The following is a 10,867-nucleotide window of genomic DNA, read 5'->3' as shown; positions in this document are numbered from 1 at the left end:
GGACGGTGCCGGTCACGCGATCGTGTGACCGGCGCCGCACAGCACCGCCGCGCCCGGTGTGAGGCGAATCGATCCAGCGCCCACCGGGTGTCTCGTCGCTCACAGACGGGTCGGGCCGTTGGGTCGGGTGATGTTCACGGGACTAGCATCGGCTGGTCAAGGTCCGCGTACTGGAATCGAGTACCGGAGACCAGTCCACCACCGACGCTGGAGGCCGTAGCTCATGGCCGGCACCACCGCACCCGAGCGGGCGGGCACCTCTAAGGGGGGCGGAACGCTCTACCGCGGCGACCTGGGCATGTGGTCCTGGGTAGCCCACCGCATCACCGGCGTGTTGACGTTCTTCTTCCTGTTCGCGCACGTCCTGGACACCGCGCTGGTGCGGGTGTCGCCGGACGCGTACGACAAGGTCATCGAGACCTACAAGAACCCGGTCGTCAACCTGTTCGAGGTCGGCCTGGTCGGCGCGGTCCTCTACCACGCGCTCAACGGCATCCGCGTGATGCTCGTCGACTTCTGGGAGAAGGGCGCCCGCTTCCAGAAGCAGATGCTGTGGGCGGTGCTCGTCGTCTGGGTGCTGGTGATGATCCCCGGCACCTACTACATGATGGTCCGCACGGTTACCGACCTGTTCGGTGGGGGTCACTGATCATGAGCGAGTCCCTGACCCTCGACAAGCCGCGCTCGCCGCGCCGCCCCGCCGCCCGCCGCAGCAACTTCGAGCTGTACAGCTGGCTGTTCATGCGCATCTCGGGCGTCGCGCTGGTGGTGCTGGTGCTCGGGCACCTGTTCATCATGAACATCCTCGACGGCGGCGTGCACCGCATCAACTTCGGCTTCGTCGCCGGCCGGTGGGCGTCGCCGTTCTGGCAGTTCTGGGACCTGGCGATGCTGTGGCTGGCCCAGATCCACGGCGGCAACGGCCTGCGCACCGTGATCAACGACTACGCCCGCAAGGACGCGACCCGGTTCTGGCTCAAGGTGCTGCTCTACTCGTCGATGGTGCTGATCATCGCCCTCGGCACGTACGTGATCTTCACCTTCGACCCGAACATCACCGACTGACCCGCCGCGGGGAGTGCTCAAAGCCATGCAGTTCCACAAGTACGACGTCGTGATCATCGGCGCGGGTGGCGCCGGGATGCGCGCGGCGATCGAGGCCGGCCAGCGGGCGCGCACGGCCGTGCTCACCAAGCTCTACCCCACGCGTTCCCACACGGGTGCGGCGCAGGGCGGCATGTGCGCCGCGCTCGCGAACGTGGAGGAGGACAACTGGGAGTGGCACACCTTCGACACGATCAAGGGCGGTGACTACCTGGTCGACCAGGACGCCGCCGAGATCATGGCGAAGGAGGCCATCGACGCGGTCCTCGACCTGGAGAAGATGGGCCTGCCGTTCAACCGCACGCCCGAGGGCAAGATCGACCAGCGGCGGTTCGGCGGCCACACCCGCAACCACGGCGAGGCGGCCGTGCGCCGGGCCTGCTACGCGGCCGACCGCACCGGCCACATGATCCTCCAGACGCTGTACCAGAACTGCGTCAAGCACGGGATCGAGTTCTTCAACGAGTTCTACGTGCTCGACATCTGCCTGACCGAGACCGACAACGGCCCGGTCTGCACCGGCGCGGTGGCCTACGAGCTGGCGACCGGCGAGATCCACGTGTTCCAGGCCAAGTCCGTGGTGTTCGCCACCGGCGGCTTCGGCAAGGTCTTCAAGACCACGTCCAACGCGCACACGCTGACCGGCGACGGCATGGGCATCGTGTTCCGCAAGGGCCTGCCGCTGGAGGACATGGAGTTCTACCAGTTCCACCCGACCGGCCTGGCGGGCCTGGGCATCCTGCTCACCGAGGGCGCGCGCGGCGAGGGCGCGATCCTGCGCAACGCGTCCGGCGAGCGGTTCATGGAGCGCTACGCCCCCACCATCAAGGACCTCGCGCCGCGCGACATCGTGGCCCGGTCGATGGCGCTGGAGGTGCTGGAGGGCCGCGGCGCGGGCCCCAACAAGGACTACGTGCTGCTGGACTGCACGCACCTGGGCGCGGAGGTGCTGGAGACCAAGCTGCCCGACATCACCGAGTTCGCCCGCACCTACCTCGCGGTCGACCCGGTGAAGGAGCCGGTGCCGGTCTACCCGACCGCGCACTACGCGATGGGCGGCATCCCGACCAACGTGCACGGCGAGGTGCTGCGGGACAACGACAACGTCGTGCCCGGCCTCTACGCCGCGGGCGAGTGCGCGTGCGTGTCCGTGCACGGCGCGAACCGGCTCGGCACGAACTCGTTGCTGGACATCAACGTGTTCGGCCGGCGCGCGGGCATCGCCGCCGCCGAGTACGCGCTGGCGCACGACCACGTGGACTTGCCGGAGAACCCCGCCGCGGCCGTCGAGGCCCAGGTGGCGCTCGTGCTGTCCGAGCACGGCGAGGAGCGCGTGGCGGACATCCGCACCGAGCTGCAGGCCACGATGGACGCCAACGCGTCGGTGTACCGCACCGAGGACACGCTCAAGCAGGCGCTGCACGACGTGCAGGCGTTGAAGGAGCGGTACCAGCGGATCACCGTGCAGGACAAGGGGAAGCGGTTCAACACCGACCTGCTGGAAGCGGTCGAGCTGGGCTTCCTCCTGGAGCTGGCCGAGGTTCTCGTCGTGGGCGCGCTGGCGCGCAAGGAGTCCCGCGGCGGTCACGCGCGCGAGGACTACCCGAACCGCGACGACACGAACTTCATGCGCCACAGCATGTACTACAAGCAGGGCGAAGGCTTGCTGGCCGACATCCGGCTCGACTACAAGCCCGTGACGTTCACCCGGTACCAGCCGATGGAGCGCAAGTACTGATGACCGCTACCGCTGAAGTGTCCACCGGCTCGCGCGGCAACCAGCCCCCGGTGCCGGACGGCGCGATCACCGTCACCCTGAAGATCCGCCGGTTCAACCCGGAGGTGGACGACGAGCCGCGCTGGGACTCGTTCGAGATCCCGGCCCTGCCGTCGGACCGCGTGCTGAACCTGCTGCACTACGTGAAGTGGTACCTGGACGGGACGCTCACGTTCCGCCGGTCGTGCGCCCACGGCATCTGCGGGTCGGACGCCATGCGCATCAACGGCGTGAACCGGCTGGCGTGCAAGGTGCTGCTGAAGGACCTGCTGGCGGGCGGCGGCAAGCCGACCACGATCACCATCGAGCCCATCAAGGGGCTGCCGGTCCACAAGGACCTGCTGGTCGACATGGAGCCGTTCTTCGAGGCGTTCCGGGCGGTCAAGCCGTACCTCATCACGTACGGCAACGAGCCGACGCGCGAGCGGGTGCAGTCCATCGCCGACCGGGAGCGGTTCGACGACACCACCAAGTGCATCCTGTGCGCGGCGTGCACCACGTCGTGCCCGGTGTACTGGACCGAGGGCTCCTACTTCGGCCCGGCGGCGATCGTGAACGCGCACCGGTTCATCTTCGACAGCCGGGACGAGGGCGCCGAGGAACGGCTGGACATCCTGAACGACGTGGACGGCGTGTGGCGCTGCCGGACGACGTTCAACTGCACCGACGCGTGCCCCCGCGGCATCCAGGTGACCAAGGCGATCCAGGAAGTCAAACGCGCCCTCCTCTTCAAGCGCGTCTAACCCTCGCGCGTGTCCTACGTTCGGAACGCGCGTGTCCTACGTTCAGGTACGCCGAGTTGAACGCTCAGAACGAGATCCTGTTTGTTCTGAGCGTTCAACTCGGCTGTTCTGGAGGTAGGACACGCGTGACGTGAACGTAGGACACGCGGGGTTAAGGGGTTTGTCGGGTGGCGGCGGCGCGGGCGGCGCGGGCCGCCTTGGCGCGGCGGTTGCGCAGGTACATCACGAACGCCAGGACGAGGCCCAGGCCCGCCGCGGCGGTGATCGGACCGCCCACGTTGCCGAACGCGGTCTCCATCGCGGACGGTCCGGAGGCGTCCGGGATCGAGTGGGTCTCGCCCACCCCGGCGCTGGTCGGCGTCGGACGCGGCTCGGTGGTCTTCTTCTTCGCCTGCGGCGCGCCCTCCACCAGCCGGCCGACCGGGTTGCCGGACGCGGCCGGCTCCAGCGCGAACCCGTAGTCCAGCAGCCGGGCCGCCTGGTCGGTCATCCGGGTCGGCTGCTGCTGGCCGCGCAGCAGCACGACCACGAGCCGCTTGCCGTTGCGCGCCGCCGCGCCGACGTAGGTGTGCTGCGCGTCGTCGGTGAACCCCGACTTGCCGCCCAACGCGCCCTCGTACGTGGTCAGCAGCCGGTTGTCGTTGACGACCGGCACGGTCCCCGCGCCGTTGGCCGCCGGGAAGTCGATCCGCCGCGTCGTCACCGCCTTGACGAAGTCCGGGTGCTTCATCGCCTCGCGGTAGATCAGCGCCACGTCGTACGCCGACGTGGAGGTGCCCGGCGCGTCCAACCCGGACGGTGTGACCGCCCGCGTGTCCAGCGCGCCCAGCTCGGCCGCGAGGGCGTTCATCTTCCGGATCGCCGACGGCACGCCGCCCAGCCGCCGCGCCAGCGCGTGCGCCACGTCGTTGCCCGACGCCATCACCAGCGCCTGGAGCATCTGCTCGACGGTGTACGTCGCACCGGCGCGCAGCCCCACGCACGTGCACTCCTGCGCGAGGTCGTCGGGCGTCGCCACGACCGTCGCGTCGGGGGCCAGCTCCTTGGCCACCACGGTGGCGAGCAGCACCTTGATCACCGACGCGGGCCGCTGCCGGCCGTGCGGGTTGACCGCGGCCAGCACCGCGCCGGAGTCGAGGTCGGCGAGCAACCAGCTCTCGGCGGTGATGCCGTCCGGCGGCACCGGCGCGTTCGGCGGCAGCACGAGCCCGCATTCACCGAGACGTGGTCCCCCGATCGGGCTCTCCGGTACCTCGATCGGAGGCGGTGGCTTCTCACCCGGGGCCACCTGTTCGGACGTGTCCACCGGCGGGGGCGGTGACACCTTGTTCTCGCAGGGCTGCTGGGCCGCGGCGGTCGGTGCGGCCACGAACGACACGCCGGCCATCAGCGCGCAAGCAGCCAGCACGAGGGCGAAGGGCCGTCGGAACGCGGAGGAACGCACCTGCCCAGGCTAACCACCCCGGATGAGTGACCTGCACCCGCCACGTCCGATACTGCTCCGGTGAAGCTCTCCCGCGGCACGTCCGTCTTCCTGCTTGCCTTCGGGGTGTGGTCCTGGATCATCTGGCCGACCTTCCTGCGCAACATCTGGAAGGACCCCCGCTCGTGGGACGCCGGCCCGACCGCGTTCTTCACCGTCCACTTGCTGCTCGTCGTCGCGTCCCTCACATTCGGCACGGTCATCGGCGTGTTGGGCGTGCGCGGCCTGCGCGCCGCCGGTCGCGCCGGCGGCGGTCGCACCAAGAAGGAATAACCCACCACACCTGGAGGCTCCGCCGTGGAGTTCGTGCGCCTACTGCTGGTGTTCCTGCACCTGCTCGGCATGGGCATGCTGATCGCGATGTTCTTCGTCCAGCGCCGGGCCGGGGCCGACGCCCCGCTGAACAAGGGCTGGCTGCACGGCAGCGCGTTGCAGCTGCTCACCGGCGTGGCGCTGATGGGCCTGGCCCCGCTCACCGACCAGGACTACAACGACATCAAGATCGGCGTGAAGCTGCTGGTGCTGGTCGTCATCGCGGCGCTGGTGGCGGTCAACCTCAAGAAGAAGCCCGCGGCCTGGCTCACGCCCACCCTGGCGGCCCTGGTCGTGGTGAACGTCGGCATCGCCGTCTTCTGGACGTAGCGGCTCACCGCCGCCGGAACAACGTCCCCAGCAGCAGCCCCGCGCCGACCAGACCGATGGCGGCGCGGGGGCTGGGGCCCGAGCGGACCTCGACCACGGGCCGGATCACGGCGGGCGGCGGCGGGGCGGGCGGGTCGCGCAGCAGGTTCTCCCGCGCCGTGGCCGTCCACGCGGTGATGAACAGCAGCGACTGCGCCACCAGGTTCGCGAAGAACAGCACGCCGATGATCGGCCCGAACGCCGCGCCCGCGGGCGACGACGTGACGGTGCTCAGGTAGAGCGTCCCGCCCTGCTTGAGCACCTCGAACACGATCGCCGCGGCGGCCGCGCCCTTGGCCGCGCTGCGCAGGCTGAACCGCTTGCGCGGCAGCTTGGCCAGCACCCACAGGAACACCAGCCAGTTCGCCACCAGGCCGAGCACGATCGTGCCGACCTTCAGCATCGCCTCGGCCCACCCGACGCCGTCCAGGCCGACCCACCGCAGCACCAGCTCGGCGAGCCCGCTGCCCGCCGCCGTCAGCCCGAACGACACCACCAGCGCCGCGCCGAGCGTGACGAGCGCGAGCAGGTCCTTCAGCGCCGTCTTGAGGAACGGCAGGTCCTGCTTCGGGTGGCCCCACTGCGCGGTCAGCGCGTCGCGCAGGTTGCTCATCCAGCCGAGCCCGGAGTAGGCGGCGGTGAGCAGGCCGAGCACGCCGACCGTGCCCTTGGAGTCGATGGCCTGCTCCACGACGTTGTTGATCGTGTCGCCGAGCGAGCCCGGCACGGCCTCGGCGATGCTCGCCTTCAGCTCCTCGATCAGGGCGGGTTCCGAGGCCAGCACGAAGCCGGCGACCGCGAACCCGATCATGAGCATCGGCACGAGCGACAGCACGCTGAAGTACGTCACCGCCGCCGCGTAGTGCGCCCCGTAGCTCTCCGTGTAGCGCGCGGCGGCGCGGAACAGGTGGTCGAGCCACGGCCGTTCCCGGCGCATCCGGTCGAGCTTCGACCCCGTGCCAGCGTTGTCCGCCACGCGGAAAAGCTAGCGGGTGCGGTGATCACCCGCCACTCGGCAGGAACCCGATCCGGTCGTAGGCCCTGGCCAGCGTCTTCGCCGCGACCGATCGCGCCCGCTCGGCGCCGCGCGCCAGCACCTTGTCCAGCTCGGCGGTGTCGTCGAGGTACTCCGCGACCCGCGCCCGCACGGGCGTGACGAACTCGGTGAACACCTCGCCGAGGTCCTTCTTCAGGTCGCCGTAGCCCTTGCCCTCGTAGTCCGCGACCAGCGACTCGACCGACCGCCCGGTCAACGCGGAGTAGATCACCAGCAGGTTGCTCACGCCGGCCTTGTGCTCCGGGTCGTAGGCGATCTCCCGGCCGGTGTCCGTGACCGCCGAGCGGATCTTCTTGGCCGACCGCTTCGGGTCCTCCAGCAGCTCCACCACGCCCGCGGGCACGGACTTCGACATCTTCGACGTCGGGTCCTGGAGGTCGTAGATCTTGGCGGTGTCCTTGACGATGTACGGCTCGGGCAGCCGGAACGTCTTGCCGTAGCGGGTGTTGAACCGCTGCGCGAGGTCGCGGGTCAGCTCCAGGTGCTGGCGCTGGTCCTCGCCGACCGGCACGTAGTGCGCCTGGTACAGCAGGATGTCCGCGGCCTGCAGGATCGGGTAGGTGAACAGGCCGACGCCGACGCCCGCCTCCTGCCGCGCGGACTTGTCCTTGAACTGGGTCATCCGGCTGGCCTCGCCGAACCCGGTCAGGCACTGCATCACCCAGGCGAGCTGCGCGTGCTCGGGCACGTGCGACTGCACGAACAGCGCGGCGCGGTCGGGGTCGATGCCCAGCGCGAGGAGCTGCGCGGCCGACACCCGCGTGTTGTGCCGCAGCACCTTGGGGTCCTGCTCGACGGTGATCGCGTGCAGGTCCACGACGCAGTAGAACGCGTCGTGGGTCTCCTGGAGCGCCACCCACTGGCGGAGCGCGCCCAGGTAGTTGCCGAGGTGGAAGGAGCCCGCGGTCGGCTGGATGCCGGACAGCACGCGGGGGCGGCTCACCGGAGCCGGGTTCTCGGCGGGGAGGCCCGCGGCCTCGCCGGCGGCGTTCTCAGCGGAGTTGTCGACGACCACGGGAGGATTCTCCCAGGCCGGTCAGGCCCCGGTGGTGGCGGGCCGCACCTCGGCCGTGCCGTCGCCGCCCGCGGCCACCTGCGGGGTGATGCGCTCGTTGGCCGCCGTGGGCGCCACGGCCGACCGGCGGCGGCGGACCAGACCGGCGACCAGGCCGATCACGCCGAACGCCACCGCGGCGATGCCGACCGGCGCCTCGAGGGAGACCGGGGCGACCACCGCGCCGTCGGCCGCCACCGCGACACCCGGGACGAGCAGGGATGACGCCGCGCCCAGGACCAGACCCAGCACCGCACCGCGACCGCGCACTGCCCAGCCTCCTCACCAACACCGCGCCACTCCACGGGGGAGTGAACCTTGTTGACGGCCGGTCGCGAACCTACCCAAGCTGTGGGACCGGCATGCCCGCTTCGGGTAAACACGACCGGCGGCAGACTAACCACAGCCGGTCGCGCTGTCGCCCGCAGGGGTCTACCCGACCACGTCCACTCGGCCATATGTCGTAGTGCGCTGCCGGGCCGGGCGGCCCGCCAACGCCGCCGTGGCGTGCAGCTGCTCGACCGTGCGGGCGGAGCCGTGCTCGGAGCCCGCCATGCGGCTGATGGTCTCCTCCATGAGGGTCCCGCCCAGGTCGTTGGCGCCGCCGCGGAGCACCTCGGCGGTGCCCTCGTCGCCGAGCTTGACCCACGAGCACTGGACGTTGTCGACGCGGCCGTGCAGGGCGAGCCGGGCGAAGGCGTGCACGGCCCGGTTGTCGCGCCGGGTCGGGCCGGGCCGGGCCACGCCCGCCAGGTAGATCGGCGCGTTGCGGTGCACGAACGGCAGGCCGACGAACTCGGTGAGCCCGCCCGTGCGGTCCTGCAGGGCCGCCAGGGTCCGGAAGTGGCCGAGCCAGTGGCCCGGGTGGTCGACGTGGCCGTACATCATCGTGGACGACGAGCGGATGCCCAGCTCGTGCGCGGTCGCGACGACGTCGAGCCAGGTCGCGGCGGGCAGCTTGCCCTTGGTCAGCACCCAGCGCACGTCGTCGTCCAGGATCTCGGCGGCGGTGCCGGGGATGGTGTCCAGGCCCGCGTCGCGCAGCTCGGTCAGCCACTCGCGCACGCTCACGCCCGCCTTGGCCGCCGCCGCGACGACCTCCATCGGGCTGAACGCGTGCACGTGCATGCCCGGCACCCGGGCCTTGATCGCGCGCACGACGTCGGCGTAGTACGTGACCGGCAACTTCGGGTCGATGCCGCCCTGCATGCACACCTCGGTCGCGCCCGCGTCCCACGCCTCCTGGGCGCGGTCGGCGACCTCGGCCACGGAGAGCCGGAACGCGTCCGCGTCCCGCTCCCGCTGGGCGAACGCGCAGAAGCGGCAGCCGACGTAGCAGACGTTCGAGAAGTTGATGTTGCGGTTGACCACGTAGGTGACGTCGTCGCCGACCACCTCGGCGCGCAGCTCGTCGGCCAGCCTGGTCATGGTCTCCAGGGCCGTGCCGTCCGCGGTGAGCAGCGCCATGGCCGCGTCCGTGTCGTCCAGCAGCCGGGCGGGGTCGTCGGCGGCCAGGCGCAGGGCGCGCGCGGTGTCCTCCGGCAGCCGCTCGACGGCCTTGGGGACGCTCAGCGAGGCCCAGTCGCCGTAGACGCTGTCGAAGTCGCCCCGGCGGTCGTCGGTGCGGCCCTCGGTGTCGATGGCGGTGTTGAGGTCGGCCCGCCCGTAGGTGTCGAGGCCGCCGTCCGGCTCCTGCCACTCGCGGCCGACGACGGGCGCGTCCGGCTCGGCCAGCCCGTCCTCCCGCGCCAACGCGGACACGTGGGCGGTGAGCCGGGTGTCGATCCACTGCCCGGCGGGCGCGGTCACGTACCGCGGGTAGACGGCGAGGCGTTCCCGCAGCTCGAACCCGGCGGCGCGGGTGTGCTCGGCGAGCGCGTCGACCTGCGGCCACGGCCGTTCGGGGTTGACGTGGTCGGGCGTGACCGGCGACACGCCGCCCCAGTCGTCGATGCCCGCGCGCAGCATCAGGCCGAACTCGCCGCCGACCAGGTTCGGCGGGGCCTGCACGCTCGTGGACGAGGGCATGACCAGCCGCGCGACCGCGATCGTGGCGGCCAGCTCGCGCAGGTCGGCGTCGGGCATGCCGCGCATCGCGGTGTCCGGCTTGGCCCGGAAGTTCTGGATGATCACTTCCTGGACGTGCCCGTACTGCCGGGCGATGCCGCGCATGGCCAGCAGCGACTCGGCGCGCTCGGTGACGGTCTCGCCGATGCCGATGAGGATGCCGGTGGTGAAGGGGACGTTGACCCGGCCCGCGTCGGTGAGCACCCGCAGCCGGACCGCGGGCTCCTTGTCCGGGCTGCCGTAGTGCGGGCCGCCCTTCTGCGACCACAGCCGCTCGGCCGTGGTCTCCAGCATCATCCCCATGCTGGCCGCGACCGGCCGCAGCCGCTGCAACTCCTCCCAGCTCAGCACGCCGGGGTTGAGGTGCGGCAGCAGGCCGGTCTCCTCCAGCACCGCGATCGCGCTGGCCCGCACGTAGTCGAGCGTGGACGAGTAGCCGCGCGCCTCCAGCCACTCGCGGGCCTGCGGCCACCGCTCCTCGGGCCGGTCGCCCAGCGTGAAGAGGGCTTCCTTGCAGCCCTGGGCGGCGGCCCGGCGGGCGATCTCCAGCACCTCGTCGCGCTCCAGGAACGCGGCGGGCAGCTTGTGCGGGACGGTCGCGAACGTGCAGTAGTGGCAGCGGTCGCGGCACAGCCGGGTCAGCGGGATGAACGCGTTGCGGCTGTAGGTGACGACCCCCGGCCGGCCCTCGGCCAGCAGGTGGGCGTCCCGAACCCGGCCGGCGGCGTCGAGCAGCGCCTCCAGGTCGTCACCGCGGGCGTGCAGCAGCACGGCCGCCTCCGTGACGTCCAGCGGCGCGCCGTCGGCGGCACGGCGCAACGCGCGTCGCATCGCCGAGGCGTTCGGCTGGGGCTCCGGCGGGGTGATCGAGATGTCCACGGCCACGTCAACGACATTAGGT

Annotated in this window: 11 protein-coding genes; 6 read left to right on the top strand and 5 right to left on the bottom strand. The window is 71.1% G+C overall.

The genetic code is table 11. The features are described 5' to 3' along the window. Positions 1-223 precede the first annotated feature (223 nt). From sdhC to ACWEFJ_RS13985, 4 genes are read left to right on the top strand one after another with little or no spacing between them, the layout of a single operon-like run. The gene (gene sdhC / locus ACWEFJ_RS14000; protein ID WP_378083374.1) at positions 224-649 is read left to right on the top strand and encodes a succinate dehydrogenase, cytochrome b556 subunit; all 426 of its coding nucleotides are present in this window, start codon (positions 224-226) and stop codon (positions 647-649) included. Between the two features lie 2 nt (positions 650-651). Continuing rightward, positions 652-1,065: a succinate dehydrogenase hydrophobic membrane anchor subunit gene (locus tag ACWEFJ_RS13995; protein ID WP_378083371.1), complete on the top strand. Its 414-nt coding sequence runs from the start codon at positions 652-654 to the stop codon at positions 1,063-1,065. Positions 1,066-1,090: 25 nt separating this feature from the next. Next, on the top strand, positions 1,091-2,842 hold the full coding sequence (gene sdhA, locus ACWEFJ_RS13990) for a succinate dehydrogenase flavoprotein subunit (RefSeq protein WP_378083370.1): 1,752 nt from the start codon (positions 1,091-1,093) through the stop codon (positions 2,840-2,842). Beyond that, complete coding sequence (locus tag ACWEFJ_RS13985; protein ID WP_378083368.1) at positions 2,842-3,624, top strand: succinate dehydrogenase iron-sulfur subunit; 783 nt, start codon at positions 2,842-2,844, stop codon at positions 3,622-3,624. The genes sdhA and ACWEFJ_RS13985 overlap by 1 nt, the downstream gene beginning before the upstream one ends. Before the next feature lie 151 nt (positions 3,625-3,775). On the opposite strand, the gene ACWEFJ_RS13980 is transcribed toward ACWEFJ_RS13985, so the two are convergent. Continuing rightward, positions 3,776-5,068 (bottom strand): D-alanyl-D-alanine carboxypeptidase family protein, encoded by a 1,293-nt coding sequence (locus ACWEFJ_RS13980; RefSeq protein ID WP_449713949.1) that lies wholly within the window; start codon positions 5,066-5,068, stop codon positions 3,776-3,778. 60 nt (positions 5,069-5,128) lie between these two features. Between ACWEFJ_RS13980 and ACWEFJ_RS13975 the strand changes: the two genes are divergently transcribed. Next, positions 5,129-5,380, top strand: coding sequence for an SCO4848 family membrane protein (locus ACWEFJ_RS13975; RefSeq protein ID WP_378083365.1), 252 nt, complete (start codon positions 5,129-5,131; stop codon positions 5,378-5,380). A 24-nt stretch (positions 5,381-5,404) separates the two neighbouring features. Next, entirely contained in the window at positions 5,405-5,749 is a 345-nt protein-coding gene (locus ACWEFJ_RS13970) for a hypothetical protein (RefSeq protein ID WP_378083363.1), read from the top strand. Between the two features lie 4 nt (positions 5,750-5,753). Here the strand turns inward: ACWEFJ_RS13970 and yhjD are convergent, their stop codons facing one another. The 4 genes from yhjD to ACWEFJ_RS13950 form a co-directional block, all read right to left on the bottom strand. Beyond that, on the bottom strand, positions 5,754-6,725 hold the full coding sequence (gene yhjD, locus ACWEFJ_RS13965) for an inner membrane protein YhjD (RefSeq protein ID WP_449714016.1): 972 nt from the start codon (positions 6,723-6,725) through the stop codon (positions 5,754-5,756). 64 nt (positions 6,726-6,789) lie between these two features. Continuing rightward, a complete protein-coding gene (gene trpS / locus ACWEFJ_RS13960; RefSeq protein ID WP_378083384.1) occupies positions 6,790-7,788 on the bottom strand; it encodes a tryptophan--tRNA ligase in 999 nt (332 codons plus the stop codon). 93 nt (positions 7,789-7,881) lie between these two features. Further along, positions 7,882-8,169 carry a hypothetical protein gene (locus ACWEFJ_RS13955; protein ID WP_378083362.1) on the bottom strand — a complete coding sequence of 96 codons (288 nt, stop codon included), beginning with the start codon at positions 8,167-8,169 and terminating at the stop codon, positions 7,882-7,884. Between the two features lie 162 nt (positions 8,170-8,331). After that, positions 8,332-10,851, bottom strand: coding sequence for a bifunctional FO biosynthesis protein CofGH (locus ACWEFJ_RS13950; RefSeq protein ID WP_449713948.1), 2,520 nt, complete (start codon positions 10,849-10,851; stop codon positions 8,332-8,334). Positions 10,852-10,867: the final 16 nt, after the last annotated feature.

Source organism: Actinosynnema sp. NPDC004786, from assembly GCF_053601135.1.
The sequence above is the reverse complement of the archived record's forward strand: the minus strand, read 5'-3'. Positions and strand labels throughout refer to the sequence as shown.

What these genes read in the sequence shown, in the direction of transcription:
- yhjD (WP_449714016.1), bottom strand. Translation starts at nt 6,725, where the DNA reads ATGCGCCGGGAACGGCCGTGGCTCGACCACCTGTTCCGCGCCGCCGCG.
- ACWEFJ_RS13995 (WP_378083371.1), top strand. Translation starts at nt 652, where the DNA reads ATGAGCGAGTCCCTGACCCTCGACAAGCCGCGCTCGCCGCGCCGCCCC.
- ACWEFJ_RS13985 (WP_378083368.1), top strand. Translation starts at nt 2,842, where the DNA reads ATGACCGCTACCGCTGAAGTGTCCACCGGCTCGCGCGGCAACCAGCCC.
- sdhA (WP_378083370.1), top strand. Translation starts at nt 1,091, where the DNA reads ATGCAGTTCCACAAGTACGACGTCGTGATCATCGGCGCGGGTGGCGCC.
- sdhC (WP_378083374.1), top strand. Translation starts at nt 224, where the DNA reads ATGGCCGGCACCACCGCACCCGAGCGGGCGGGCACCTCTAAGGGGGGC.